This window comes from Prescottella defluvii (genome assembly GCF_000738775.1).
Classification (GTDB): Bacteria; Actinomycetota; Actinomycetes; order Mycobacteriales; family Mycobacteriaceae; genus Prescottella; species Prescottella defluvii.
The window spans coordinates 24,491-50,790 of the sequence record NZ_JPOC01000066.1 but is presented as its reverse complement, the minus strand read 5'-3'; the positions used below and the strand labels follow the sequence as shown (position 1 = coordinate 50,790).

The following is a 26,300-nucleotide window of genomic DNA, read 5'->3' as shown; positions in this document are numbered from 1 at the left end:
CGTCGGTCGGGGCGATGGACAAGGTCAGGCCTCGTCCTGGAAGGGCGACTCGAAGAATCCGCGCGGGTAACGCGCCGCCATCTTGCGCCACGCGATGATGGAATAGTCCATGTCGCAGAGCATCTCGTTGTTCCATCCGTCGAATCGGGTGTAGTGCTCCTCGGTCGCCTCGCGAGCGAAGACGTCGCTGTTGTTGAAGCCCTCGAGCGCCAGCGGCAACATGAAGTTGTCGTACTTGAAGTTGAACTCCGCGATGTCCTCGTCCGTGGTCGCGCGAGTGGCGATGATCTCCCAGTACTCGTGGTGGTGGTCGTCGATCGGCACGTAGAACTCGTACTGGACGACGTCGGTGATGGGCCAGTGCTCGACCATCAGGACGCCCGGCACCCAGAGCGAGGTGCGGAAGTAGTGCGGCACCGTGCCGCGGGCCTTCATGTTGACCTTGGGGTTGTCGACGACCGGCTTGTAGAGGTCCGGGCGGTCGTAGCGGTTCATCACGCCCTTGGGACCGTCCGGGATGTCGATCTCCTCGGTGGCCGAGTCCGTGAGTGCGTTGACGCCGAGCGGCAGGACCCGATCCAGCGCCACCAGGATCTGGTTGTCCCAGTGCACGAGCAAGTGGCCCGGGTCGAGGCCGTTCTCCGCCGCGAGACGCCAGTTGCCGACGAGCTTGCGGTGGATACCCCGGATGACGATGCCCTCGTCCAGCAGGTGCGGGACGGGATTGTCGTTGGGGTCGTTGGTGACCCGAGCCGGCAGGTCGCTGCTGAGCGGCGGCGGCGTGCCGTAGTCCTCGTCCCCGACGAACACGTAGATGATCCCGTTGACTTCCTCGGCGGGGTACGTGCGGATGCCGGCGTTGCCGATGAGCGAGTCGTCGGGATTGCCGACGATCGTGGTGAGCGTGCCGTCGTCGAGGCCGTACGTGAAGCCGTGGTACCAGCACGTGATGGTGCCCTCCGACAGGCACATCGGCTTAGCGGACAGCTTCACACCGCGATGGATGCAGCGATCCGCGATCGCGTACGCCTTGCCGGCCGAACGGCGCACCGCGATGTCGTGGCCACCGATGGTGATGCCCTTGACGGTGCCGTCCTCGAGTTCGTGGGACATCAACGCGGGGTACCAGTGGTTGGCGTAGCCCCAGTCGGCCTTGACGTAGGGCGCGTACTGCCGGGTGACGCCGGCAGACGAGCCGCTGTGAGACGACGTAGTCATGGAAGAGACCTCCGTGTGGTCTGGATGAATTGGCTGTTCAGCAGCGTGGATCTGGCAGCTGCGCAAAGGCCCGGGCTGTGGGCCGGACGTTCTCAGAAGTCGAAACACCCTCGGTGTTGCGAGTCACAGTATCAGCTATCCATGGACTGTCAATAGAATTTCTATGGATCATCCATGAATGAGTGCAATGTTTGCCCCTGATACCGTTGCAACGCAGCGCGAATCGCTCCAGCTACCGCGCCGCGCAGTTGGCCCGTCGAGCGAACAGCGAAAGAGAACATGAGCAGCACCGATCCCCAGCCGCCCGGAGAGCCCGAATCGTTGGCGCCGGGACGGCGCTGGCACCTCGCGGAAAACGCGTACGAGGAGGCGCTCACAGCGTTCGAGTTCGCGATCCTGCAGGTGGAGGGCGGATTCCAGCGATTCGCCGTTCAGTCGATCCGCGTGGCCGCCGATCTCGATCTCGCATTCAACGAGATCGTGGCGCTGCACGTCGTTCGGATGCAGGAGCGATCGAAGGACACCGCGACGATCGCGCAGCTCACCAACCGTGACGACCTACCGAACCTGCAGTACAACCTGCGCAAGCTGGTGAGCACCGGCCTGCTCGAACGCAGCAAGTCCGGGACGTCGTCGGTCTTCACCGTCACCGAAAAGGGCCGGGAAGTCACCGACCGGTACGCACAGCTACGCCGCCAGACCCTGGTGTCGAACCTCGAGGAACTGAGCGACATCACCACCAAGATGCACCATGCGGTTCGCTCGATGCAGGTCCTCACCGGCCTCTACGAAGCGGCCAGCCGGGAGCTGGCCACCATCAACACCGCCGTACTGTTCGAGCCCCTGCCCGACGACGAGCCCGCGGCCGACACCGCCGCTCGACCGAAGAAGGCGGCCGGTAAGGCGCGGCCACGCACGAAGCGCGCCCAGGCTTGACCCCACTCCCCGATCAGGACAGGAACCGCTCGATTGCAGCCCGGGAGGCCAGCGCCCTCTCGCCGTATTCCCGATAGAGCTCCGGGGTCAGGCGAGATGCCGGACCGGAGACACTGAAACAGCCCCGCACGGCGCCGCTCCGACCCCGCAAGGCGACCGCGACGGCCGCGATCCCGTCGTGCAGTCCCTGATCGGTCACCGCATACCCGCGGCGTCGGACCTCCGCGATCTCGCTCCGCAACGCCTCCGGATCGGTCACCGTGCGGCCGGTGAGCGGCGTGAGCTCGGCCGACAGGAACTGCTCGACCTGGACGTCGGGGAGCGACGCCAGGTATGCCTTGCCGTTCGACGCCGCGTGCAGGGGCAGCCGAGTCCCCAACGGCAGGAACGCCCGTAGCTGGTGAGCGCTGTCGAGTCGCTCGACCAGCACCAGCGCGTCGCCGTCGGGAACTGCCAGGTGAACGGTCTCCCCCGTGTCCACCTGCAGCCGGCTCAGTTCCGGAAGCGCCACGTCCCGCAGGTCGTCCCCCGCCGAGAGGGCACTGCCCAGACTGAAGGCCTTGCCGGTGATCACCCACCGCCCCGCATCGTGGGTCGCGGGCCGCAACCATCCCGCGTCGTCCAGGGTCTTGAGGCAGCGCTGAACCGTGCTCTTCGGAACGTCGAGCCGCTTGCTGAGTTCCGACAGGCCGACCGGCTGCGCCGCCGCCACCTCCTCGAACACCCGAAGCGCGGTGAGAACGCTGTTCATTCAAGACCTTTCACACACGTCAGTTGACGTCGACCATCGCGGGCTATAGGTTAGCCGGACCACATCGTAGCACGGTGGTCCACAATGTGGACCGACACCGTCCGGTAGGGACTTCGAGAAAGGACCCTTCACCGATGACCACCCTCATGCCTCGGCCGCTGCTGAAGTCGCTCGTCGATCCGGGGGCCGGCGCCGACGACCGACCCGCGGTCCGCGTCGGAGACGACGCCCTCACCCGATCCGACCTGATCGCAGCGGCGGCCGCCGTGGCCGACGAGATCGGCGGCGCCACAAGCGTCGCCGTCGATGCGACCGCAACGATCGAGACGGTCATCGCGGTGACCGCATGCCTCATGGCCGGTGTGCCGGCGGTGCCGGTGCCACCCGACTCGGGACCCGCCGAACGCGATCACATCCTGAAGGACTCGGACGCGCAGCTCTGGCTCGGCGGTCGGCGAGAGGACGTCACGGTCCCGCACCTCCCGATCGACGCACGCGCACGATCGGGATCGACATACCCCGAACCCGATCCCGGAACCACTGCGATGATCATGTACACCTCCGGCACGACCGGGGCACCGAAGGGCGTCGTGCTCTCCCGTTCCGCCGTCGCGGCAGGGCTGGACGGGCTCGCCGAGGCCTGGGACTGGAGCCCCGACGACACCCTGGTCCACGGGCTTCCGTTGTTCCACGTGCACGGGCTAATCCTCGGCGTGGTGGGGGCACTCCGGCACGGCTCGCCGCTGGTGCACACCGTGCGCCCCACTCCGGAATCGTATGCAGCAGCAGGCGGTTCACTCTACTTCGGTGTCCCCACCGTGTGGTCCCGGGTGTGCGCCGACGAGTCGGCGGCCCGAGCGCTCGGCTCCGCCCGACTCCTGGTGTCGGGCAGCGCTCCGCTGCCGGTCCCGGTCTTCGAACGCATGCAGGCGCTCACCGGCGCGGCACCGATCGAACGCTACGGAATGAGCGAGACCATCATCACGCTGAGCACGCGGTTCGACGGTGAACGGCGCCCCGGCTGGGTGGGGCTGCCGATCCGGGGGGTCGCGGCCCGGCTGCGGGACCAGGCCGGCAACCCGGTGGCGCACGACGGAGAAACCCTCGGACAGTTGGAGATCGCAGGCGCGACCCTCTTCGACGGATATCTGGGCAACTTCGACAAGACCGCCGAGTCGATGACCGACGACGGATGGTTCAAGACCGGCGACATCGCCGTCGTCGACGAACAGGGTTTCCACCGTATCGTCGGGCGGGAGTCGATCGACATGATCAAGTCGGGTGGCTACCGGATCGGCGCCGGCGAGGTGGAACAGGCACTGCTGAACCACCCCGGCGTCAAGGAGGCCGCGGTGGTGGGCGTGCCGGACGACGATCTCGGACAGCGGATCGTCGCGTACATCGTCGGCGACTGCCAGGACCATCGCGAACTGTCCAACTTCGTCGCGCAGACACTCTCGATCCACAAGCGTCCGCGTGAGATTCGCGTCGTGGATGTTCTGCCCCGCAACGCGATGGGCAAGGTGCAGAAGAAGCTGCTCGTCGACGACTACCGGGCGGGCAGATGAGTACGACCGACGGTCCGGGCAGGATCCGGACCGCGGTCGACCGACACGTGGCGGTCATCACGATCGACCATCTGCGCCGCTACAACGCGCTCACCGGAGCGATGCTCGACAAATTGACGGCCACGCTCGACCGGCTGGCGGACGATCCCGCCGTCTCTGTGGTCCTGGTGACCGGCGCCGGGCCGCACTTCTGTGCCGGAATGGACATCCGGGAACTGCGGTCGGCGAGGGCGTCCGGCATTCGGATGGAGGACCGGGTGACCGACGCGGAGGAGGCACTCGCGGCCTTCCCCAAGCCGACGATCGCAGCGATCGCTGGATACTGCATCGGTGGTGGCGCGCAACTCGCGCTGGCCTGCGACATCCGGGTAGCCGCCGAGAACGCCGAGTTCGCGGTGACACCCGCGAAGCTCGGCGTGATCTATCCGGCCCGGACGATCACCCGACTGGTGCGGACATTGGGGCCGGCCACCGCGAAACAGCTGGTGATCACCGGGGACCGAATCGACGCCGACGTGGCGATGCGAGTCGGATTGGTCGCCGAGGTGGTAGCCGAGAACCGATTGCACTCCCGTGCAATGGCATTGACCGAATCGATTGCCACCAGGTCCGCGATCAGCCAGCGGGCAGCCAAGCAGATGATCGACGCTGCGGCCGGGGCGGGAATCGACGACGCACTCGAGCACAGCTGGGCCAGTACGCCCAATCCGGATCTGGAGATCGGACTCGACGCGTTCCTCGCCGGCGCCGTTCCGAAGTTCAGCGGTCGACTGCACTGATCCGGGCGCATCGCACAGACTCCGTCGCCGAGTCGCGTTCGCGGGCGCCGCGGTTTCTGTTCCCTCAGAAGCCGCGACCGGGGTTGAGGATGCCGGTGGGGTCGAAGACGGACTTGATGCCCGCCATCAGTTCACGTTCGGTGGCACCGACCATGGACTCCATGTACGGCTCCTTGAGGATGCCGACGCCGTGCTCGCCGGTGATGGAGCCGCCGAGGTCCAGGCAGGCGGCGACGAGGTCGTCGAAGGCTGCCCGGGCCCGGGTGGTCGCGGCGGTGTCCGCGGCGTCGAACACGATGGTGGGGTGCAGGTTTCCGTCGGCGGCGTGCCCGAAGGTGCCGATGAGCACGTCGTGACGGGCGGCGGTCGCCTCGATCGCGGCGAGCATCGCCGGCAGCTGCGGGACGGGAACGGCTAGGTCGTCGAGCAGTGTGCTGCCGCGGCGTTCGAGCGCGGTGAGCGCGACGCGTCGAGCCTGCATGAACTCCTCACCCTCGGCGGGGTCGGCGGTGTCGTAGACCTCGGTGGCGCCGGCGGCGGTGCAGGCGGCGGCGCAGCGGGCCGCCTCGGCGGCCGAGTCGCCGCCGTCGCACTGGATCAGCAGCAGCGCGCCCGCCGTCTCGTCGAGGCCCATCCGCGTCATGTCGTTGACGGCGGCGATGGTGGTGCGGTCCATCAGTTCGAGGAGGCACGGGTCCGCGACCTGCCGGATCGCGAGGACGGCGTCGATCGCCTGCGCGGTCTCGGGGAAGCTGGCGACAACGGTGGACGCCGCCGACGGCTGGGTCCGCAACCGCATCGTGGCCTCGACGATCACCGCGAGGGTGCCCTCGGATCCGACCAGCAACTGCGTGAGGTTCAGCCCGGCGACGTTCTTGCGGGTGTTGGCGCCGGTGTGGATCACCCGGCCGTCGGGCAGCACGGCCTTGATCCGGGCGACGTGGTCGGCGGTGACGCCGTACTTGGCGCAACACGTCCCGCCGGCGTTCGTGGCGAGGTTGCCGCCGATCGACGAGATGGCCCGACTGCCGGGATCGGGCACGTACCACAGGCCCCGCTGCGCGGCCGCCGCCGCGAGGTCACCGTTGATGACCCCGGGTTCGACTGTGGCGGTGCGTGCTTCGGCGTCGATCTCGATGATCGTGTCCATCCGGTCCAGGCTCAGCACGATGCAGCCGTCGATCGCGTTCGCGCCGCCCGCCAGACCGGTGCCGGCGCCGCGGGTGACGACCGGGATGCCGTGCCGGTGGGCGGTCTCGAGGGTGGCGACGACGTCGTCGACGCCGCGGGCCCGCACCACCGCCAGTGGTTGCCCGTCCGGTGTGAGCAGGGACTGATCGCGGCGGTACGCGAGCATCGCGTCCGGGTCGGTGACGACCGCGTTTCCGAGCAGAGCGGTCAACTCCGCGGCAGGTGAGGCGACATCGAGGGTCATGGGAAACCGTCCATCCGAGAACACGAGAACCACTCGATTGTCAGACAAGCACACATGAGAGTCAAGGAATCGGGCCGGGACGGGCTCCCGACCGACGACCCGTGGGAGGATCGACCGCACACGAGCGACTGGAGGATCCCGATTGGCCGGCAGAGTCTCGGCGTTGTCGATCGTCGACGCGCTGGCAGCGGAGCTCCGGCAGCGCGTCTTCGCGGGCGACCTGACGCACGCGGACGCCCTCACCGAGGCCGAGATCGCCCGCACCTACGAGGTCGCTCGTCCCACCGCGAAGGCCGCGATCGAGAAACTGGTCGGTGAGGGCCTGCTGCAGCGGGGCGCGCACAAGACCGCGCGGGTGCTGCACCTGGGCCCGGACGACGTGCGCGACATCTACCGCACCCGGGCCCGACTCGAGTCCCAGGTGCTGCGCGAACTCGCGGCCACCCGCACCGTGCCCGAATCGGCGGTGGCCGCGAACGCCGAGATCGCCTCCCTCACCGACGGTGCCCCGCTGTCGGTGGTGGACCCCGACATGCGCTTCCACACCGCGCTCGTCGACGCGATCGGCAGCCCCCGCACCAGCCGGATCTTCCGGACCCTGGTCGCCGAGGTGCGGTTGTGCATGGTCCAAGTGCAGGGCAAGCACCTGCTCACCACGTCGGGCATCGCGACCGAGCACGGGCAGATCCTCGACGCGATCGGCTCCGGGGACGCCGATCGCGCGGTCGCGACGCTGACCGCACATCTGGGCCGCGCCCGCGAACGCCTCGCCGCGGTGCTGGACGGGACGTCCGTGCCCGATGCCGGATTGTCCGAATCCGGGTAGTACGGATCGGGGGTCCGCGGCTTACGCTGGGAATATGTACCCGCCGGAAACGAGGTACGTCGAGCGTGACGGGCACGCGCTGGCATATCAGGTCTTGGGCGAGGACGACACCGACGGCAGGGACAAGGCCGACAACACGGACGTGGTCCTGTTCCTCGAGATCGGCCTCCATCCCGACCTCATGTGGACCGACCCTCACATCCACTGCGTCTTCGAACGCGCCGCGACGTTCTGTCGGATGGTGTACTTCCAGCGCCGCGGCTTCGGCCTGTCCGACCCGGTCGTTCACGTCCCCACCCTGGAACAGCAGGCCGACGACGTGCTCGCGATCATGGACGCGGCCGGGATGCGCCGCGCCACGCTGGTCGGCATCGGCAGCACCTGCGGGGCCCTCGCGCTGATCGCGGCCCGCGAACCGGACCGGGTCTCCGGACTGGTGTTCCAGCAACCGTTCGTCGAGGGCGCCCTCCGTGAGGGCGTGGACCTGCCGCGGGGGTGGACCGCGGGCGCGCGGGATCACTTCGTCGACGGCTGGCGGTCCGTCTACGACAACTGGGGGTCCGGCCAGGTCATCGCGATGTGGGACCCGACCCAGGACTCGTCGTTCAACAGGAGGCTCATGGCGCTGCTCGAGCGCTGCTCGGCCACGCCCGTCACCGCCCGCGCCCACCTCGAATGGTTGTTCCGGATCGACTACTTCGACGCACTCGCGTCCATCCAGTGCCCCACCCGCGTACTGCATTCCGCGCGCAGCGCGGTCCCCCTCGAGGCGTCGAAGCAGATCGCGAACGCGATCGAGCACGGCGCACTGCACGTGCTGCCGCCACTGCCGCCCGGCACCTCCATGGGCGAGGCCTGGATCCCGGTCCTCGAACACATCCGGGAGGTGGCGACCGGGATCCGCCGGCCCGTGGACGCCGATCGCTACCTGGCGACGGTGCTGTTCACCGACGTCGCCGGATCCACCGAGACACTCGCCCGGATCGGCGACGGCCGGTACCACGACCTGCGCGGCACGCACGAACGACAGGTGCGCAACGAGGTCGAGGAGTCGGGCGGGCGCCTGGTGAACGTCGCCGGCGACGGCACACTGAGCGTGTTCGACGGCCCCGCCGCCGCGGTCCGGTGCGGGCGCACCGTGTGCCGCCAGGCCTCGGACATGGGACTGGGCGTGCGCGCCGGGGTGCACACCGGCGAGATCGAGGGCGTCGGCATCGAGATGACGGGGATGACGGTGCACGTCGGCGCGCGCATCGGGGCGACCGCCGGCCCGGGCGAGGTACTGGTCTCCCGGACGGTGCGTGACCTCGTCGTCGGTTCCGGCCTCGCCTTCACCGACCGCGGAACCCACGACCTCAAAGGCGTGCCCGGACACTGGCGGTTGTACGCACTCACCGAAACCCGCGACGACTCCCGGGAGATGAGCCGAAACCCGTTGAACCTGAACCTGGCCGACCGTCTGATACTGGGTGCCGCACGCCGGGCACCGAACATCCTTCGCGCGGCCGGGCGGATCGCCGTCTCACACCAGCACCGGCGGGCCCGCTAGCGCGTCACTGCACCGTCACAGCGCCTCTGGGACGCTCACCCGCGCCGACATCCCACCGATCTCCACGACGTCGCCGTCGCGCAACTGCCGACCTCGACGGACCTCGACCTCGCCGTTGACGCTCACGAGTCCGTCAGCGATGACGCCCTTCGCCTCGGCGCCCGAATCGATGAGGTTGGCGAGCTTGAGAAACTGACCCAGTCGGATCGACTCGTCACGGATCGGCACAGCGTCCACAGCATCAGACATGACTCCATCATCCTCCCTACCCCCGAACGGGCCTTCGACGGCTCACACTGGAGACGGACACCACACCCGGACGGGAAGGAACTCGATGGCCACGAGCACAGGCACCCCTGCCGACCCTGTCGAGCACAAGGAGCGGCGCCGTGCCGCTCTCGCTCCGAAACGCGGACGGCTCAGCGAGGTTCCGCACATCGCGGGCCTGGTACTCGGCGTGTTCTCCGTCCTGGTGTTCCTGTGGAGCCTGTCGCCGGCGCTGCGGTACCTCGTCCACACCCCGCGCGTGTACATCGACAACTACTACTTCGACGCCCCCGACACGAGCCTGTCGTGGGCGCTGGTGGTCGGTCTCGTCGCCGCGGCCCTCGCGAGCCGCAAACGCATCGCCTGGTGGCTGCTGACCGTCTACCTGGCACTGTTCGCGATCCTCAACGCCGCCGAGGCCGTGATCGACCGGAATGTCAGCGCCGCAGTGGCGTGCGTCGTCCACATCGTGGTGATCGCCGTCCTGATCGCGTCACGCAGGGAGTTCTACACGCGGGTCCGGCGCGGTGCCGTGTGGAAGGCACTCGGGGTGCTGGTCACCGGGCTCGCGGTGGGCACGCTGGTGGGCTGGGGTCTGGTGGAACTGTTCCCCGGCACGCTGCCGTCGGGGCAACGATTCCTGTGGGCGCTCAACCGGGTCACCGCCCTCGCCGTCGTCGAGAACGAACAGTTCGACGGCAGGCCGCACGTCTTCGTCAACACGATGCTCGGTCTGTTCGGCGCCCTCGCCCTGCTCGCCGCGGTGGTCACGCTGTTCCGTTCGCAGCGGGCGTCGAACGCCTTGACCGGCGACGACGAGTCCGCGCTGCGCGGCCTGCTCGACGACTTCGGCGCCGGAGACTCCCTCGGCTACTTCGCGACCCGCCGCGACAAGGCCGTCGTGTTCGCCCCCAGCGGCAAGGCCGCGGTGACGTACCGCGTCGAGATCGGGGTGTGCCTGGGCAGTGGCGACCCGATCGGCAATCCCGAGGCGTGGCCGCACGCGATCGACGCGTGGCTCGACCTGTGCTCCGAATACGGCTGGGCACCCGCCGTGATGGGTGCGAGCGAGGCCGGGGCCACCGCCTACAAGCGGGCCGGGCTGTCGGTCCTGCAGCTGGGCGACGAGGCGATCCTCGAGACCCGCGACTTCAACCTGAACGGCCGCGAGATGCGGCAGGTGCGCCAGGCCGTGCACCGCGTCCGCAAGCAGGACGTCACCGTCCGGATCCGACGCCACCGCGACATCCCCGCCGCGGAGATGGCCGACGTGATCGCCCGCGCCGACAACTGGCGTGACACCGAGACCGAACGCGGCTTCTCGATGGCGCTCGGACGGCTCGGCGACCCGCTCGACGGCGACTGTCTGCTGGTCGAGGCGATCGGACCCGACGGCGGCGTCCTCGGGATGCTGTCGCTGGTGCCGTGGGGCACCAACGGGGTGTCACTGGACCTGATGCGCCGAAACCCCGAGGCCCCCAACGGTGTCGTCGAGCTGATGGTCGCCGACCTCGCGACCCGATCCGACGAGTTCGGGATCGTCCGGGTGTCGCTGAACTTCGCGGTGTTCCGCTCCACGTTCGAGGAGGGCGCCCGCATCGGCGCCGGCCCGATCCTGCGGGTGTGGCGTTCCCTGCTGCTGTTCTTCTCCCGCTGGTGGCAGCTCGAGGCGCTGTACCGCTCCAACGTGAAGTACCAGCCCGAGTGGGCGCCGCGGTACCTGTGCTTCGACGACAACCGGCACCTGCCGCGCGTGGGCATCGCATCTGCCGTCGCCGAGGGGTTCCTAACGCTTCCCACGTTCGGGCATCGCGCGCACGCGATCACGCACACCGGACGACGCACCGCGGTGCCGGCGGCCCTGGCGGTCACCGGCGTCCTGCACGCCGACGGCAGCGCGCCTGATGCTGCCCGCCGGACCGATGCTGCGCCGAGCGAGACCGCCCCGGAGATGGTGGGACCGCGCCGTCCCGAACAGGTACGGGTGCGGATGGACAAGCTCGCCCGCCTGGCCGACGCCGGCATCGACCCCTACCCCGTCGCGGATCCCCCGACACACACCGTCGCCGCGGCTGCGGCGTCGGCGGAAGGCACGCGGGTGCGAATCGCGGGACGGCTGTTGCGGATCCGCACGTACGGCGGTGTCGCATTCGCGGTGCTGCGGGACTGGTCCGGCGACATCCAGGTGCTCATCGAACGCACCACCGTCGGCGACCGGCTCGACGAGTTCGCCACCGACTTCGACCTCGGCGACCTCATGGAGGTGAGCGGCACCATCGGCCGCAGCCGCAAGGGCGAACTGTCGCTGCTGGCGACTGCGTGGCGGATGAACGGCAAGTGCCTGCACCCGCTGCCCGACAAGTGGAAGGGACTCACCGACGCCGAGACCCGCGTGCGGCAGCGCTACGTCGACCTCGCGATCAACCCCGAGTCGCGGCGCCTGCTGGCCGCCCGGACCGCGATCGTGAAGTCGTTGCGCGACACCCTGTCCGGCCGCGACTACCTCGAGGTGGAGACACCGATCCTGCAGCGCATCCACGGCGGCGCCAACGCGGCGCCGTTCGTCACCCACATCAACGCCTACGACCTGGACCTGTACCTGCGGATCGCGCCGGAGTTGTTCCTCAAGCGACTGTGCGTGGCCGGCATGGAGAAGGTGTTCGAGATCGGGCGGGTGTTCCGCAACGAGGGCGTCGACTTCAAACACAACCCCGAGTTCACCATCCTCGAGGCGTACGAGGCGCACAGCGACTACGAACACATGATGGTGCTGTGCCGCGAACTGATCCAGGCCGCGGCCGTCGCCGCGCACGGCAGCCAGACCGTGATGCGGCCCGGGGCCGACGGCGAACTCGTGTCCGTCGACATCTCCGGCGAGTGGCCGGTGAAGACGATGCACGGCGCGATCGCCGAGAAACTGGGCGTCGACGTCACCCCGGAGACACCGCTCGACGACCTACGGAAACTGTGCGACGCCAACGACATCGAGTACCACAAGAACTGGGACGCCGGCGCCGTCGCGCAGGAGATGTACGAACACCTGGTCGAGGGGCAGACCGAGTTTCCCACCTTCTACACCAACTTCCCGACGTCGATGTCGCCGCTGACCCGGCCGCACCCCACCATCCCGGGCGTCGCCGCGAAGTGGGACCTGGTGGCGTGGGGCATGGAACTGGGCACCGCCTACAGCGAACTCACCGATCCCGTGGACCAGCGCCGACGACTCACCGAACAGTCACTGCTCGCGGCAGGCGGCGACGCCGAGGCGATGGAACTCGACGAGGACTTCCTGCAGGCCCTCGAGCACGCCATGCCGCCCACCGGCGGCCTCGGCATGGGCGTCGACCGCGTCGTCATGCTCATCACCGGCGGCAGCATCCGGGAGTCCCTCGCCTTCCCGTTCGCCAAGCCGCGCAACTGACGTCGTCATGTCGGTACCCGGACCACTGACAGTGCGCCGATACACGATCGCCGGCCTGCTGATCGCGGGCGCAATCCTGTACTCGTCGTGGGTGCTCGCGTTCTTCCTCAACTCGGGCGAGGGCCCGTTCGAAGGGTTCGCGAGCCAACTCGCGGCGACCGACCAGAAGTACGGAATCCTCTACCGCAGTGGCGATCTGCTGACCGGGATCGTGCTCACCGGCGCCGCACTGCTGGGACTGACCCTCACCCCGCGCCGCTTCCTCACCACCGTCGGCTGGGCGGCGCTGGGCGTCTTCGCGGTCGGCACCATCGCCGATTCCCGACTCCCCCTGCGATGTTCGACGCCGGCCTGCGAGGCGACGCAGGTGCCGCTGACCCATCAGTGGCACGCCCTGACCAGCACGGTGTCGGTGACGGCCGCGGTCGTCTCGGCGGTCGCGTTCATCATCGCGATCTTCGTCTACCGCGCGCCACGGACGATGTGGTGGGCCGGACTCACCGTCGTGGTGCTGTTCCTCGTCGGCACGCTGTGGATGCTGGTCGGCGTCGACGACCCGTCCGGCAGCCACAGCTGGCTCGGCTTCGCGCAGCGCGTCGAACTGCTCTCGATGAGCGGGTGGCTGGTCCTCGTCGCCGCCACGGTCCTCAGCGACCGGGCGTGGCGGGACGTGCACGGGGCTCCTGTGACCCCGTGACCCCGTGACCCGCGTTTTGCGCACTTGTCGCGGTCCCTCGGGGGTCCGAGCAGCGATAAGTGCGCAAAACGCGGGGGAAGAACTAGAAGACGGGGCGCAGCGGGTGGATCCCGGGGGCGGCGGAGAGGTGCGAACCGAAGGCTCCGGCCGCCTCACGCATGTGCGCGGACTTCATGTGGGCGTCGAGTGCGTCCTGACCCGTCCACACCTCGACCACGACGAACGTCCCCTGCGCAGACGCCGACTCGTAGAGGTCGTACGACACACAGCCATCCTCCTTGCGAGTGGCCTCCGCGAGCGTGGTGAGCGCGGCCCGCACCACGTTCTCGGATCCGGACTTGGCCGGGATGGTCGCTACGACATGCAAATTCGACATCGAAACCCTTTTCTGTGAGCGCCGCCACAGCGTGCGGCTTCCCGACGGTACCCTGGTCAGCGCCTTAAATGCCGCAAATACGCCTGCGCCCGTTCGGAACTCCAGCCGAACACCTCGCGAAGTCCCACCGTCATCGTGGCGAGATACGGACCCGACGGCGCGGTCACGGTGACGTCCTCGCGGGCGGCGACGGAGGTGAACGTGCGCAGCGGCGTGCCGTCCCGGGTCCCGAGATCGAGGATGCGGTCGTAGCAGGGCGGTTCCTGCGAGTGGATGTCGTCGAACTGCTCGGCCGTGACCAGGTAGGCACAGGCTGCAGTGTCACCCGGTACCTCCGGGGCGTAGAACGCACGCCCGCCGCCCCATACGAGGGACTCGCCGGCGAAGTACACGGTTCCGGGGAGTCGGACGCCGATCCGGTCGGCGGGTGCGCCCGGGTCCCGGGCCCCGAGGTAGGTGCGTCCACCCCCGACCGGGCGCCCACCGCGCAGGTAGCAGTCCAGCCGGGCCCACGACATGTTGGACCCGTAACTCACGTACCAGACCTGCACAATTCCGACGGTACGCGCACCCCTCATCGGATACAGTTTTGTATCGACAGGGTTCTCTGATCCGAAAACCGGGGGTGACCAGTGCAGACGTCCCGATCTGCGAGCTCCGATCCCCAGCCCAGACGGGTCACGAAACGTCGCGCGGAGACCCGGCAACGCCTGCTCGACGCGGCCGGTGAGGTGTTCGCGGCGGAGGGGTTCGGACGCTCCACCGTCGAGCAGGTCTGCGATCGGGCCGGCTACACCCGCGGCGCGTTCTACTCGAACTTCACCTCGCTCGACGAGATGTTCCTCGCGATGTGGGAACAGCGGTCCGCGCGGATGCTCGACGGCATCCGCACTGCCCTCGCCGACGCGGCCTCGCGGTCGTCGACCATGACCGTCGAGTCTGCCGTCGCGCTCGTCCTCGCGGCCATCCCCGTCGACGACGAGTGGTACCGCATCACCGCCGAGTTCACCGCGCACGCCCTGCGCAACCCGGCCCTCACGCGAGTGATGGCGGCGCGGGAGGACGCGATCCTGCAGACGATCATGCCGATCATCGAAGGTGCCCTCGCCGCCACCGGTCGCCGCGTCGTCGATCGGGAAGCACTCGGTCGCGCGCTCGTCGCCCTCCACGACGGCACCAGCATCCAAGTCCTGATGGAACCCCACAACGAGGCGGTACGGCGGGCGCGCGAGCGCCTGTTCGTCACCGTCGTGAGTAGTTACAGCAGCAGTACCGATACGGACAGGAGATAGGCCGTGGCAACAGAAGCCGACGTCATCGTGGTCGGAGCGGGACTGGCAGGTCTGGTCGCGACACACGAACTCGTCAAGGCCGGGCGCAGGGTACTGGTCGTCGACCAGGAGAACGTCGAAAACCTGGGCGGACAGGCATTCTGGTCGCTCGGCGGACTCTTCTTCGTCGACAGTCCGGAACAGCGCCGGATGGGCATCAAGGACTCGCGTGAGCTGGCCCTGCAGGACTGGATGGGCAGCGCCGGCTTCGACCGGGACCGTGAGGACCACTGGCCCCGGCAGTGGGCCGAAGCGTACGTCGACTTCGCGGCCGGCGAGAAGCGTTCGTACCTCAACGATCTGGGCCTGCGACTGATGCCGAATGTCGGATGGGCCGAACGCGGCGCCGGACTCGCGCACGGTCACGGCAACTCGGTGCCCCGATTCCACATCACGTGGGGCACCGGCCCCGAAGTGGTGCGCGTCTTCCGTGAACCCGTGCTCGACGCCGCAGCGCGCGGTCAGGTCACGTTCCGATACCGGCACCAGGTGGACGAACTGATCGTCGAATCCGGTGCGGTGGTCGGTGTCCGCGGCACCGTTCTCGAGCCGTCCAGCGAGCCGCGGGGTGTGAAGTCCTCACGCACTCCCGCAGCCGAATTCGAGTTGCGTGCCCAGGCGGTCGTCGTCACGTCCGGCGGCATCGGCGGCAACTTCGACCTGGTGAAGAAGAACTGGCCCGTGGACCGCATGGGCCGGGCACCCGAGCGGATGATCACCGGTGTCCCCGCGCACGTCGACGGCCGCATGCTCGGGATCACCGAGGACGCCGGTGGCAACATCGTGAACCGAGATCGCATGTGGCACTACACCGAGGGCATCGTGAACTGGGATCCCATCTGGCCCAATCACGCGATCCGCATCATCCCCGGCCCGTCGTCGCTGTGGCTGGACGCGAACGGCAAGCGCCTGCCGGTACCGCTGTTCCCCGGCTTCGACACGCTCGCCACGCTGAAGCACATCCTGAGCACCGGGCAGGACCACTCCTGGTACATCCTCACGCAGTCGATCATCGAGAAGGAGTTCGCGCTGTCGGGCTCCGAGCAGAACCCCGACATGACCGGCAAGGACCTCAAGCTGCTGCTGGGTCGCGTCAAGAAGGGCGCGCCGGGCCCGGTCGAGGCCTTCAAGCAGCACGGTGAGGACTTCGTGGTCCGCGACAACCTGCGCGACCTCGTCGACGGCATGAACGCGATCAACCCCGGCCCCCCGCTGGACTACGCACAGGTGGAGCGGGAGGTGACTGCCCGTGACCGCGAGGTGGACAACACCTACTCCAAGGACATGCAGATGATGGCGATCAACAATGCGCGTTCCTACCTGCCGGACAAGGTGATTCGTGTCGCCAAGCCGCACCGTCTACAGGATCCGGCACACGGGCCGTTGATCGCGGTGCGCCTGAACCTGCTCACCCGCAAGACCCTCGGCGGACTCGAGACCAACCTGGACTCGCAGGTCATCCGCCCCGACGGCAGCGTGTTCGACGGCCTGTACGCGGCCGGTGAGGTCGCCGGGTTCGGTGGCGGCGGTGTCCACGGCTACAACGCGCTCGAGGGCACGTTCCTGGGTGGCTGCATCTTCTCCGGACGGGCCGCCGGGCGGGCGCTGGGACGGAGCCTCGGATGAGCCGGCGCACCGCCCTGGTGACGGGCGCCTCGTCCGGTATCGGCCGCGAGGTGGCCCGCCTGCTGGTGGCGCGCGGCTATCGAGTCCTCGGAACGACACGCAATCCCGATGCCCTGCCCGACAACTCGCGACTGCACGGTGTCGACTACGTCGCACTGGACCTGTCGGATCGGGCGAGCATCGAGGCGTGCGCACGGGCGGCCGGTGACGTGGACATCCTCGTCAACAACGCCGGCGAGAGCCAGATGGGCCCGTTCGAGGAACTCCCCACCGATGCGATCGACCGACTGTTCCAGGTGAACGTCCTCGGGGCGGTGCAGTTGACGCAGTTGCTGCTGCCCGGGATGCGCGAACGCGGCTACGGCCGCGTGGTGATGGTGGGCTCGATGCTCGCAAGCTTCCCGCTCGCGTTCCGATCGTCGTATGTCGCCGCCAAGTGCGCGTTGAAGGGATTCGCGTCCGCAGCCCGCCGCGAACTGAGCCCGTTCGGGGTGTGGCTGACCACCGTCGAACCGGGCACCATCGCGACCGGCATCGGCGACCGCCGCACCCGCTACCTCGACGACCGCTCCCCCTATACCGGCGACTACACAACCGTCGCGAATGCGATGCAGCGCAACGAGGACCGCGGTATCCGGGCCGAGAAGGTCGCCGAGTTGGTGGTCAAGGCCATCGAGGCGGACAAGCCGAGGCCGCTCTACGCCGTCGGCAACATGGCACCACTGGTGTTCACCGTACGGCGCCTCGCGCCACGCGCCGTCACCGAGAAGATGATGGCGCGTTTCCACGGATTGAAGTGACCGACCGGCGATAGCCGACCGGCGATAGCCGACCGGCGATAGCCGACCGGTCGCAGCACCGCGCCGCACCGCTCTGAGGAGCGGTGCGGCGCTTCTCCATGCCCCGAAAAGCACTCATGATGTCCCGTTTCGGGTGGTATACATCATTTGCCGTCCTTACCGGTAAGTAAGTTGACCGGTAGTGGGATGCTCCGTCGTCCCGGGCGGTGTTCGGTCGTTTCAGCACATTTCATTGCTTTCACAACGACTAGGAGTTCTCATGAGCGGCAGAAAGAGACGATCGACCCGGGTCGCGATCGGTTCCGGGGGTGCACTGGCGGCGACGATGATGCTGGCGCCTCTGGCGACGGCCGTACCCGGCACGACACCAGTTCCCGGCGCCGCGGTCTGCGATCCGGCCGTGTCCCAGAGTTGTGTCACCGTCGTCATCAACAGTGGCACGTTCGACAACAACGGGTTCTCGTTGCCGATCTCGGACGGCGACCTGGTGATCGCGGCCAACGGCGTCACCGTCCCCGGACGCCCCCCGAAGTCCGAACTCCGACCCCGAGACGACGGCAGCAACGGCGTCTACAGCAAGCCGATGAAGGTACCGGGCGGCGTGCTCGGCGTTGATCTACCGTTCGACAATCTGTTCGGCCTGGCGGCCGTGACCTCCCAAGTCGAGGCCACCGAAGTGCCCACCATCAACGGCATCATCACCAACTTCGACCTCACGATGCCGGTGCGACTGAAGATCAACAATCCGTTCCTCGGCGACGAGTGCTACATCGGGACACCCGAGAACCCCGTGGTCCTCGAGCTCGATCGCGCGAACACCGCCGCAGATCCGAACGTCAGTCATTCCGAGGATCCGTACCCGGCCAAGGTGGCCTGGATTTCCAACATCAAGAACACCGCCACGGAGTTCGAACTGCCCTCCGCCACCGGATGCGGGCCGTTCGGCGTGCTCAATCCGATCGTCGACTGGCGCGCAAAGGTTCCCAACTCCACCGGCACCACACTCAACACGGTCGCGACCGGATACCTGTCCGGCAGCGGGGTCGACGGTACCGATCCCGCAATCGAACCGGCGAGCGGATCGCTCACCGGATCCGGCGGTTCGAGCGACTCCGGCGAATCCAGCGGCTCCAGCGGCTCCAGCGGTTCCAGCGGCTCGAGCGGCTCGAGCGGCTCCAGCGGTTCCAGCGGCTCCAGCGGCTCCAGCGGCTCCAGCTAGCGTCTGCCCGGCCACGGGTCGGCCGTTTCGGTCCTGGACGCGGCGTGAAGATCCACCAGTCCCCGGTCCGGCACGGTCGACCCGTTGTTGCTGATTCGGCGTCGAGGTCGAAGTGCGGGCGTAGACTCTGCGGAGTACAGCACCAGCGGCACACGACAATTCGGCGCGGTCTGACATGGCGGTCACAGTTGGGAACCTCCCGGTCGAACTGACCGGTTTCGTCGGAAGGCGGTCGGAAGCCGCGGAGGTGCGGCGCCTGCTGTCGGAGTCGCACCTCGTCACTCTGACCGGTCTGGGCGGGGTGGGCAAGACCCGGCTCGCGCTCCGTGTCGCCGAGGATGCGCGGCGAGCGTTCCGCGGTGGAGCATGGTTCGTCGACCTGAGCGAGTTGCAGGAGCCCGCGCTGCTCGACCAGACGGTCATCAGTGCCCTCGACGTCCAGGACCGATCCGTTCGCTCACCGCGAGCGGTGTTGATCGAGCACCTCGGTGACCGTCAGGTGCTGCTCGTTCTGGACAATTGTGAGCACCTCATTGCGCCGGTCGCCGACCTGGTGACCGATCTGCTTCGGAGTTGTGCGGGTTTGTCCGTGCTGGCGACCAGTCGGGAACCGCTGGGTGTTCCCGGAGAGTTGGTGATGCGGGTGCCTCCGCTGGGGGTCCCGACGGAAGTGACATCCGACGCGCCTCCCACCGACGGGGCTGACGGTGATGCGATGGCGCTCTTCGAACAACGGGCACGCGCCGCCGTTCCGGATCTTCGCATCACCGAGGACACCCGTGCCGTCGTGGGCCGGATCGTTCGCCGACTCGAAGGGCTTCCCCTGCCGATCGAGTTGGCTGCCGCGCGTCTGCGTGCCATGTCGGCCGAACAGGTACTGGAACGTCTGAACGACCGTTTCCAAATTCTCACTCAGGGGAGCCGGAATGCGCCGACCCGGCAGCAGACCCTCAAGTGGAGCATCGACTGGAGCTACGACCTGTGCACACCGCAGGAGCAGTGGCTGTGGCGGCACCTGACCGAGTTCGCCGGCGGTTTCGATCTGGACGCAGTCGAGGGCGTCCTCGCCGGGGAGGTGACGGACGGGGAACTGCTGGACCTCGTCACGACGTTGGTCGACAAGTCCGTCCTCGTGCGCGAGGAGGACGACACGACCGTCCGGTATCGCATGCTCGAGACGCTGCGCGACTACGGACGCGCCCTGCTGCCCGACGAGGAGAGGACGGCACTGCAGCGTCGGATCCGTGACTGGTACCAACAGTTCGTGCTGCATGTCCGCTCCGACTGGATCGGGCCCCGCCAGGTCGACTGGACGACACGACTCGACCGTGAAGCCCCGAACATCCGGGGCGCGTTGGAGTTCAGCCTGGCCGACCCCGACTCGGTCGAGAACGCACTGTCCATCGCGAGTGTCCTGCACGACTATTGGATCGTCCGAGGGCGGTTCAGTGAAGGCCGGTACTGGCTCGATCGCGCCCTCGGTCGCGAAGGAGAATCGACGATGCTCCGCACAGAGGCGACCGCGATCGACAGTGTGCTGGCGTCCCTCCAGCGGGACGTCGACGCAGGGTCGGCCCTGGCGGCAGACGTACGTCGTGCCGCCGACGGTACGTCGGGGTCGGGTGCCCGCGCCGCGGCCGACTTCGCGACCGGGATGGATTCGATCGCAAGGGGCGACCTCCGCCGGGGAATCGGATCCCTGACTACGGCCGTCGAGTCGCTCCGCGAGAGCGTCGACCTCGTCCGACTGGTCCCGGGACTGTACTGGCTCGGATGCGCCCTCTACACCGAGGGAAACCTCACGGAAGCCTCGGTGGTCTACGAGGAACAGTTGGCGCTGACGGAATCTCGCGGTGAGATCATGTGGCACGCAATGGCCTTGTCGGACTACGGATCCGCACTGTGGCTGCGCGGCGATCACGCCCGGGGCATCGAACTGCTCCACGAAGCCCTCCGCCAACTACGCAAGCTGGAGAACAGGTTCGGCTGCGCGTGGTGCTTCGAAGAACTCGCCTGGGCCGTCGCCGACCGCGACGCGACCCTCGCGGCCGTTCTGATGGGAGCGGCCGACGCCCAGTTCACCGCGATCGGCAGCCCGATGGCAACCTTCGGGAGCCTGCTCGACCACCACGACGCCTGCGTCGAGAAGTGTCGAAAGATTCTCGGAAACAGGAGATTCGAGATTTCCTTTCGCGACGGCACATCCCTCACCCTCGACGACGTCGCCGCTCGTGCACTCGGGGAGCAGCCGAACGACCCGGCACCGCCCGAAACCGCCGACGACCCGACCTTGACGCCGCGAGAGTGGCAGGTGGCCGAACTCGTCACCCAGGGACTCACCAGCAAGGCGATCGCCGAGAAACTGGTGATCTCCCAACGGACGGTCGACGGGCACGTCGAACACATCCGCGACAAGCTCGGATTCACCTCACGCACCCAGATCGCGGCCTGGGTGCTGCAACGAGACAACGACTCCGGAAGTACATGACCCGGGTCGAGTCGTGGTGCGGCGCAGCCCGTCCGGGCGTGCTGCCGATCTGGCGAACGGTCGGCAGCACACCTGAGCCGGTCGGTCAGCTGCCGCTCGAACCACCCGAGCCGCTCGAACCGCTCGAACCACTTGAACCCGTATCGTCGCCCGCTCCGTCGAGCGGATCCGTACCGCCGGCGGTCGCGGGGAACAGGAACCCGGTCGACGTCGTCGTCAACGACGTGCCGGCCTCGGCCGGAACCTTGGCTCGCCAGTTCACGATCGGATTGAGCATCCCGAACGGACCACAGCCCGTTGCGCCGGGAAGCGCGAAGCCCTCTGCCGTGTTCTGAATGTTGTCGAGCGCTGCGGTTCCCACCGGGTAGGGCGTCTCGAGATCCGTCGTCGGTAGGTCATCCATCGGGTTCGACTTGTTCAGCTCGAACACGACCGGGTTGTCCGCTGTGCCGATGTAGCAGTTGTCGCCGAGGAACGGATTGTCGATCTTCAGACGCACCGGCAATGTCATGTCGAAATCGGTGATGATCCCGTTGAACACCGGCGTATCCACCGCCTCGACGGTCGAGGTGACCCCCGCCAGCCCGAACAAGTTATTGAACGGAAGGTCCATGCCGAGCACGCCACCCGGCACCGTGAGGGGCTTGCTGTAGACGCCGTTGCTGCCGTCGTCACGCGGAACGAAATCCACTTCGCCGAGGTTGCCGGCGATGATCATGTCGCCGGCACCGATCGGCAGGGTGAAGCCGTTGTTCGAGAAGGTGCCGTCTCGCACCACGACGGACAGGCAGGCCTCGGTGAGGTCGGGATCGCACACCGCGCCTCCCGGGACCTGGGTGGTTACCGGATCGGCCGGCGCCATGGGCGCGAACAATGCCATGGACGCACCGATCGCACCCCCCACGACGGCGACGCGCTTGCCTGCGCGCCACCACGACATAGACGAATCGTTCTTCACGCTTGCTCCTCAGTTACCGAACTAGCGACACACGCGGCCGCTTTCGCAGACGCGTAGAGGTGACGGACCACGACGGACACCCGCCCGTCGCGAACTGCGTCGAATCGATCTGCTGCGCAGCGCGGTCAGCGTTCCACAGCACCGGATACGGATCCGAGACACGCAACTGCCTGCGCCTTCGGTCCGAACTCTGCGCGAATTCCACTGTTACACGGAGTAACAGCTGGGCTGGTTTATATCACAGCGCAATGCCGACGAACGGGCAATTCACGACTTTTCCGCAGCACGAAAATTTGATCTACCAGTCGGTAGTTTTGCGTGCAAGACTGGTCAACCATGACCAGCACACGTGCAGTTACCGTCGCGGTCGCGGCTGTCGGCGTACTGCTCCTGGCCGGGTGCAGCAGTGCGGACCCGGGCACGGACCAGGCAGGACACGACGCCGCGGCGAGCAGCACGGCGCGCGACGCGTCGCCCTCGTCCACGCCGACCCAGGTGCCGACGTCCGAGCCCACGGCCCCTCCCCCGCCCTCGACCGAATCACTCACCGCTGCAGCCCCGTCCACGTCAACCTTGGTGCCGACGACACCGGTGACGACCGTGCCGGCAGCTGCTCCCCTGCCCCCGGCGCCCAGGGCGGCGGGGGGGAACGACAGTCGCTCACCCGAGCAGATCGTCGGCGACTCCGGGGAACGCGGGCAGCGCTACCTCGGCGCACTGCGTGCGGCGGGTATCCCACCGACGGGAATGGACGCCGCCGAAGTGCTGTACGCGCAGGGCACGTGCGACGCGCTGGCTCGGGGCGATTCCCGTGCGAGCGTACTGGCCGAATTCGATTCGGTCGGAGGGGCTTACGCCCAGTTCCTTCCGATGTCGGCCTCACAGATCGCGGAGGTCTACGTGTCGACGGCCGAGCGGACCTACTGCTGAACGACCGCGGTGCCGGGCCCGAGCCTGACCGCGATCCCTCCCCCTCGGTGGGGAGGGATCGCGGCGGCTACTGCACGGCCAGGGCCGTGCGTGCCACGGACGCGACGTCCTCGAGCGACTCGCTGACGAGTTCGACCGTTACCGAATGGACCACTCCCGCAATCTTGTCCGCGGGACCGTAGTCCCGGGTGACCGGTACTCCGTGGCTACGCCCGATGGTGAACAGTCCCGTACCACCGATGTAGAAGGGGGTCGAGTTCTCCAGTCGACCGGCGCAGACTTCTTCGCCGTCGACACTCACGCGGATATCGGCACCCTTTCCGAGACCGCCACCGTCGTAGTCGAATTCCATCCGGGCCTCGTGTGTGCCCGGAGGGATCGGACGATCGCTGCGAACAGTCCACACCGACAGGTCGGCGACACTGTGGCAGTATGCGATCCGCCCCCGCTCGAGGTAGAGCGTCCATCCGCCGTCCGCGCGCGCACCTTGCGCGACGAGGGCTCCGGTGCTTCCGGCAGTGTCGAGCGTGAAACTCACATCGATCGTGTGTGACCGGTTGAGTACCTTGACCGCAGCGTCGGGCAGCAACGGTGGCATCGAACCCGGATAGCTGACGACGGACGCTCGCTCTCGAACGGCTGCGTCTTCCCGCATGCGCTGCATTCGAGTGTTGTCGAGGAGCACCTGATTGGTCGCCGCGACCTGATCGAACAGCCGACGCAACTCCGCCAGCTTCTCGGGATGGTCTGCCACCACGTTGCGCGCCTGCGTCCAGTCCGATTCGGTGTCGTACAACTCCCACACATCGTTCTCGAACGCGGTGTCCGCCGCCGCCGCCTGCATGGGTACCCGATGAGCCGTGCACGCGACCCATCCCTCGTGGTAGATACCGCGATTGCCGAACACCTCGAAGTACTGGGTGGTGCGACGGTCCGCCGCCGACCCGTCGTCGAAGCTGTAGAGCATCGACGTACCGTCCATGGGCTGCTGCTCCACACCGCCGACGAACCGCGGCATCGTGATTCCGGCGGCCTCGAGGATCGTCGGTGCGATGTCGGACACGAAGTGCCACTGGGAGCGAACCTCGCCGCGCGCCTCCATTCCCGCCGGCCAGTGCACGATCAGGGGGTTTCGAGTGCCACCGTAGTGAGACGCGACCTGCTTGACCCACTGGTACGGCGTATCCATCGCCAGCGCCCAACCGAACGGGTACTGCGGAGCGGTCGTGGGGCCTCCGAGCTCGTCCGCACGTTCGATGATCCGCGCCGAGGTGTCCCGTTGTCCGTTGAAGAGAATTCCCTCGTTGACGGTGCCGGTGAGGCCGCCCTCGGCGGATGCGCCGTTGTCGCCGAGGATGTAGCAGAACAGCGTGTTGTCCAGGACGCCCATGTCCGAGAGGGCGTCCACGACTCGTCCCACCTGGGCATCGGTGTGCTCGGCGAATCCCGCGTAGAGCTCCATCAGCAGCGCCGCGGCCTGCCGGTCCTCGTCACTCAGCGTGTCCCACTCCGGGACCAGATCGAGCCACGCCGTCATCTCACCGTCGTCGGGAATCACTCCGGCGTCCTTCTGCTTGCGAAGAGTGATGTCGCGCTGCGTGTTCCATCCGTGATCGAAACGACCGGAGTACTTGTCCCGCCAGGCCTTCGGGACCTGCAACGGCGAATGCGTGGCACCGAGCGCAAGATAGGCGAAGAACGGCTTGTCCGGCGCGACGGCCTGCTGAGTCGACACCCAGTCGATCACCTTGTCGGCGAGATCCTCCGACAGGTGATAGCCCTCCTCGGGTGTCGCCGGGCAGTCGACGGGGGTCACCCCGTCGTAGAGCGCAGGGTAGTACTGGTCCGTCGAGCCGCCCAGGAAGCCGTAGAACCGCTCGAAGCCCTCACCCGTCGGCCACCGGTCGAACGGTCCCGCCGGCCCCGTCTCGACCCCGGGCGTCTGGTGCCACTTGCCGAAAGCAGCGGTGTTGTAGTTGTTCTGCCGCAACAACATTGCAATTGTCGCCGCGCTGTCCGGGCGCACACAGTTGTACCCCGGATCCTCGCTCTCGAAGTTCGTCACGGTCCCGAAACCCACCGCGTGGGGATTCCGTCCCGTCATGAGGGAGGCGCGGGTGGGCGAGCAGAGCGCAGTGGTGTGAAACCTGTTGAACCGCAGACCGGAATCGGCCAGCCTCTCGGCCGTGGGCATGGCGATCGGTCCCCCGAACGCCGACGACGCCCCGAACCCCATGTCGTCGACGAGGACGACGACGACATTCGGCGCGCCGGGCGCGCCCGACCGGTCTCGAGTATCCGCCATCTTCGCTTCCCTCCATCGAACCAGCTTCCGGCGCACCGTCCGGCGCGCATGTACACACTTGTGTACATAGGGTAGGGGAAGACGGGTTGGTGTCAAGAGACAGAGCGGATTTGCGACCCCGGTCCCGGGCGAGCGCACCCCACCGGACGCGCCGCGTCGCCAGGTCACTGACTACGCTTGCGTCCATGTCGCGATCCTCAGACACCAGTCGCCCGAACGGACCCGAGGAGGCACGCGCCGCAATCCTGCGTGCGGCCGCATCCCGGCTCGCCGACTCGGGGTCAGGTGCTTCGCTGCGAGACATCGCCGCGGATGCGGGCGTGAACCTCGGGCTCATCCACCGCTACGTCGGACGCAAGGACGACCTCATCAGCGCGGTCCTCGAGGACCGCGGATCGGTGACGGCGGCAGCAGACTCGGCACCGGACGCGACCGAAGCCGTTCGCCGAATCTTCGACACCGGCGCGAACAACGAGACGTACATCCGCATCGTGGCCTGGTTGCTGCTGGAAGACGAGCGCACTCGCCTTCTCCCCGACACCTTTCCGACCCTGGACGCCATTCGCACCAAGATCGACAGCGGTTCCTCCCAGGAGCTCGGACTCATCGCAGCCCTGGTCATCCTCTACGGATGGACGATCTTCGGTGAGCGCATCCTCGAAGGTGTCGGACGACCGGCCGGAGACAAGGACGAGGTGTACCGATACCTCACCGATCTGGCCGCTGGACTCGTCACCGCGCCGGAGAAGCCGAGCAACCTCGAATGATCCTGCACTTCAACTGATTCGGAACCAGTACCGCACCGGCCGCAGCGCGTGCC

At 67.7% G+C, this 26,300-nt stretch carries 22 protein-coding genes; 14 read left to right on the top strand and 8 right to left on the bottom strand.

Annotated elements, in window-relative coordinates:
* Positions 1 to 24: 24 nt before the first annotated feature.
* Positions 25 to 1,218, bottom strand: a complete 1,194-nt coding sequence (locus tag IJ15_RS0121030; RefSeq protein WP_031940310.1) for a Rieske 2Fe-2S domain-containing protein — start codon at positions 1,216 to 1,218, stop codon at positions 25 to 27.
* Positions 1,219 to 1,497: 279 nt separating this feature from the next.
* Here IJ15_RS0121030 and IJ15_RS0121025 point away from each other — a divergent pair, with 279 nt between their 5' ends.
* Complete coding sequence (locus IJ15_RS0121025; RefSeq protein ID WP_031940309.1) at positions 1,498 to 2,154, top strand: helix-turn-helix domain-containing protein; 657 nt, start codon at positions 1,498 to 1,500, stop codon at positions 2,152 to 2,154.
* 13 nt (positions 2,155 to 2,167) lie between these two features.
* On the opposite strand, the gene IJ15_RS0121020 is transcribed toward IJ15_RS0121025, so the two are convergent.
* Entirely contained in the window at positions 2,168 to 2,905 is a 738-nt protein-coding gene (locus IJ15_RS0121020) for an IclR family transcriptional regulator (RefSeq protein ID WP_031940308.1), read from the bottom strand.
* Positions 2,906 to 3,039: 134 nt separating this feature from the next.
* On the opposite strand from IJ15_RS0121020, the gene IJ15_RS0121015 reads away from it, so the two are divergent.
* Complete coding sequence (locus IJ15_RS0121015) at positions 3,040 to 4,473, top strand: acyl-CoA synthetase (protein WP_051919350.1); 1,434 nt, start codon at positions 3,040 to 3,042, stop codon at positions 4,471 to 4,473.
* Positions 4,470 to 5,252, top strand: coding sequence for an enoyl-CoA hydratase/isomerase family protein (locus tag IJ15_RS0121010; protein ID WP_031940306.1), 783 nt, complete (start codon positions 4,470 to 4,472; stop codon positions 5,250 to 5,252). Before IJ15_RS0121015 ends, IJ15_RS0121010 begins: the two co-directional genes overlap by 4 nt.
* A 64-nt stretch (positions 5,253 to 5,316) precedes the next feature.
* On the opposite strand, the gene IJ15_RS0121005 is transcribed toward IJ15_RS0121010, so the two are convergent.
* The gene (locus tag IJ15_RS0121005; protein WP_031940305.1) at positions 5,317 to 6,687 is read right to left on the bottom strand and encodes an FAD-binding oxidoreductase; all 1,371 of its coding nucleotides are present in this window, start codon (positions 6,685 to 6,687) and stop codon (positions 5,317 to 5,319) included.
* Between the two features lie 142 nt (positions 6,688 to 6,829).
* Here IJ15_RS0121005 and IJ15_RS0121000 point away from each other — a divergent pair, with 142 nt between their 5' ends.
* A complete protein-coding gene (locus IJ15_RS0121000) occupies positions 6,830 to 7,513 on the top strand; it encodes a GntR family transcriptional regulator (RefSeq protein ID WP_031940304.1) in 684 nt (227 codons plus the stop codon).
* A gap of 34 nt (positions 7,514 to 7,547) precedes the next feature.
* Positions 7,548 to 9,062: an adenylate/guanylate cyclase domain-containing protein gene (locus tag IJ15_RS0120995; protein WP_031940303.1), complete on the top strand. Its 1,515-nt coding sequence runs from the start codon at positions 7,548 to 7,550 to the stop codon at positions 9,060 to 9,062.
* 15 nt (positions 9,063 to 9,077) lie between these two features.
* Here IJ15_RS0120995 and IJ15_RS0120990 read toward each other — a convergent pair whose 3' ends face one another.
* Positions 9,078 to 9,311 (bottom strand): RNA-binding S4 domain-containing protein, encoded by a 234-nt coding sequence (locus IJ15_RS0120990; RefSeq protein WP_031940302.1) that lies wholly within the window; start codon positions 9,309 to 9,311, stop codon positions 9,078 to 9,080.
* Between the two features lie 85 nt (positions 9,312 to 9,396).
* Here IJ15_RS0120990 and lysX point away from each other — a divergent pair, with 85 nt between their 5' ends.
* Entirely contained in the window at positions 9,397 to 12,750 is a 3,354-nt protein-coding gene (lysX, locus tag IJ15_RS0120985) for a bifunctional lysylphosphatidylglycerol synthetase/lysine--tRNA ligase LysX (protein ID WP_031940301.1), read from the top strand.
* A 7-nt stretch (positions 12,751 to 12,757) separates the two neighbouring features.
* Positions 12,758 to 13,447, top strand: coding sequence for a DUF998 domain-containing protein (locus IJ15_RS0120980; RefSeq protein WP_031940300.1), 690 nt, complete (start codon positions 12,758 to 12,760; stop codon positions 13,445 to 13,447).
* A gap of 82 nt (positions 13,448 to 13,529) precedes the next feature.
* On the opposite strand, the gene IJ15_RS0120975 is transcribed toward IJ15_RS0120980, so the two are convergent.
* Positions 13,530 to 13,823 (bottom strand): putative quinol monooxygenase, encoded by a 294-nt coding sequence (locus IJ15_RS0120975; RefSeq protein ID WP_031940299.1) that lies wholly within the window; start codon positions 13,821 to 13,823, stop codon positions 13,530 to 13,532.
* Between the two features lie 56 nt (positions 13,824 to 13,879).
* A complete protein-coding gene (locus IJ15_RS0120970; protein ID WP_031940298.1) occupies positions 13,880 to 14,374 on the bottom strand; it encodes a hypothetical protein in 495 nt (164 codons plus the stop codon).
* 81 nt (positions 14,375 to 14,455) lie between these two features.
* Here IJ15_RS0120970 and IJ15_RS0120965 point away from each other — a divergent pair, with 81 nt between their 5' ends.
* The 5 genes from IJ15_RS0120965 to IJ15_RS0120945 all read left to right on the top strand — a co-directional run bounded on the left by IJ15_RS0120965 (position 14,456) and on the right by IJ15_RS0120945 (position 21,287).
* Positions 14,456 to 15,115, top strand: a complete 660-nt coding sequence (locus IJ15_RS0120965) for a TetR/AcrR family transcriptional regulator (protein ID WP_031940297.1) — start codon at positions 14,456 to 14,458, stop codon at positions 15,113 to 15,115.
* 3 nt (positions 15,116 to 15,118) lie between these two features.
* Positions 15,119 to 16,780, top strand: coding sequence for an FAD-binding dehydrogenase (locus IJ15_RS0120960; protein ID WP_031940296.1), 1,662 nt, complete (start codon positions 15,119 to 15,121; stop codon positions 16,778 to 16,780).
* Positions 16,777 to 17,580: an SDR family oxidoreductase gene (locus IJ15_RS0120955; RefSeq protein ID WP_031940295.1), complete on the top strand. Its 804-nt coding sequence runs from the start codon at positions 16,777 to 16,779 to the stop codon at positions 17,578 to 17,580. Before IJ15_RS0120960 ends, IJ15_RS0120955 begins: the two co-directional genes overlap by 4 nt.
* 259 nt (positions 17,581 to 17,839) lie before the next feature.
* Entirely contained in the window at positions 17,840 to 18,799 is a 960-nt protein-coding gene (locus IJ15_RS0120950) for a hypothetical protein (protein WP_051919348.1), read from the top strand.
* Between the two features lie 175 nt (positions 18,800 to 18,974).
* Positions 18,975 to 21,287: an ATP-binding protein gene (locus tag IJ15_RS0120945; protein ID WP_031940293.1), complete on the top strand. Its 2,313-nt coding sequence runs from the start codon at positions 18,975 to 18,977 to the stop codon at positions 21,285 to 21,287.
* Positions 21,288 to 21,372: 85 nt separating this feature from the next.
* Here IJ15_RS0120945 and IJ15_RS0120940 read toward each other — a convergent pair whose 3' ends face one another.
* On the bottom strand, positions 21,373 to 22,245 hold the full coding sequence (locus tag IJ15_RS0120940; RefSeq protein WP_231569618.1) for a hypothetical protein: 873 nt from the start codon (positions 22,243 to 22,245) through the stop codon (positions 21,373 to 21,375).
* Between the two features lie 336 nt (positions 22,246 to 22,581).
* Here IJ15_RS0120940 and IJ15_RS26190 point away from each other — a divergent pair, with 336 nt between their 5' ends.
* Positions 22,582 to 23,175, top strand: coding sequence for a DUF732 domain-containing protein (locus tag IJ15_RS26190; protein WP_031940291.1), 594 nt, complete (start codon positions 22,582 to 22,584; stop codon positions 23,173 to 23,175).
* A 67-nt stretch (positions 23,176 to 23,242) separates the two neighbouring features.
* Here IJ15_RS26190 and IJ15_RS0120930 read toward each other — a convergent pair whose 3' ends face one another.
* Positions 23,243 to 25,480, bottom strand: a complete 2,238-nt coding sequence (locus tag IJ15_RS0120930) for an arylsulfatase (RefSeq protein WP_051919345.1) — start codon at positions 25,478 to 25,480, stop codon at positions 23,243 to 23,245.
* A 185-nt stretch (positions 25,481 to 25,665) separates the two neighbouring features.
* Here IJ15_RS0120930 and IJ15_RS25325 point away from each other — a divergent pair, with 185 nt between their 5' ends.
* The gene (locus IJ15_RS25325; protein WP_051919342.1) at positions 25,666 to 26,247 is read left to right on the top strand and encodes a TetR/AcrR family transcriptional regulator; all 582 of its coding nucleotides are present in this window, start codon (positions 25,666 to 25,668) and stop codon (positions 26,245 to 26,247) included.
* Positions 26,248 to 26,300 lie beyond the last annotated feature (53 nt).

Excerpts from the sequence above, each read along its gene's own strand:
- IJ15_RS0121030 (WP_031940310.1), bottom strand. The coding sequence starts at position 1,218 with ATGACTACGTCGTCTCACAGCGGCTCGTCTGCCGGCGTCACCCGGCAG.
- IJ15_RS0121025 (WP_031940309.1), top strand. The coding sequence starts at position 1,498 with ATGAGCAGCACCGATCCCCAGCCGCCCGGAGAGCCCGAATCGTTGGCG.
- IJ15_RS0121020 (WP_031940308.1), bottom strand. The coding sequence starts at position 2,905 with ATGAACAGCGTTCTCACCGCGCTTCGGGTGTTCGAGGAGGTGGCGGCG.
- IJ15_RS0121015 (WP_051919350.1), top strand. The coding sequence starts at position 3,040 with ATGACCACCCTCATGCCTCGGCCGCTGCTGAAGTCGCTCGTCGATCCG.
- IJ15_RS0121010 (WP_031940306.1), top strand. The coding sequence starts at position 4,470 with ATGAGTACGACCGACGGTCCGGGCAGGATCCGGACCGCGGTCGACCGA.
- IJ15_RS0121005 (WP_031940305.1), bottom strand. The coding sequence starts at position 6,687 with ATGACCCTCGATGTCGCCTCACCTGCCGCGGAGTTGACCGCTCTGCTC.
- IJ15_RS0120995 (WP_031940303.1), top strand. The coding sequence starts at position 7,548 with ATGTACCCGCCGGAAACGAGGTACGTCGAGCGTGACGGGCACGCGCTG.
- IJ15_RS0120990 (WP_031940302.1), bottom strand. The coding sequence starts at position 9,311 with ATGTCTGATGCTGTGGACGCTGTGCCGATCCGTGACGAGTCGATCCGA.
- lysX (WP_031940301.1), top strand. The coding sequence starts at position 9,397 with ATGGCCACGAGCACAGGCACCCCTGCCGACCCTGTCGAGCACAAGGAG.
- IJ15_RS0120980 (WP_031940300.1), top strand. The coding sequence starts at position 12,758 with ATGTCGGTACCCGGACCACTGACAGTGCGCCGATACACGATCGCCGGC.
- IJ15_RS0120975 (WP_031940299.1), bottom strand. The coding sequence starts at position 13,823 with ATGTCGAATTTGCATGTCGTAGCGACCATCCCGGCCAAGTCCGGATCC.
- IJ15_RS0120955 (WP_031940295.1), top strand. The coding sequence starts at position 16,777 with ATGAGCCGGCGCACCGCCCTGGTGACGGGCGCCTCGTCCGGTATCGGC.
- IJ15_RS0120950 (WP_051919348.1), top strand. The coding sequence starts at position 17,840 with ATGAGCGGCAGAAAGAGACGATCGACCCGGGTCGCGATCGGTTCCGGG.
- IJ15_RS0120945 (WP_031940293.1), top strand. The coding sequence starts at position 18,975 with ATGGCGGTCACAGTTGGGAACCTCCCGGTCGAACTGACCGGTTTCGTC.
- IJ15_RS26190 (WP_031940291.1), top strand. The coding sequence starts at position 22,582 with ATGACCAGCACACGTGCAGTTACCGTCGCGGTCGCGGCTGTCGGCGTA.
- IJ15_RS0120930 (WP_051919345.1), bottom strand. The coding sequence starts at position 25,480 with ATGGCGGATACTCGAGACCGGTCGGGCGCGCCCGGCGCGCCGAATGTC.
- IJ15_RS25325 (WP_051919342.1), top strand. The coding sequence starts at position 25,666 with ATGTCGCGATCCTCAGACACCAGTCGCCCGAACGGACCCGAGGAGGCA.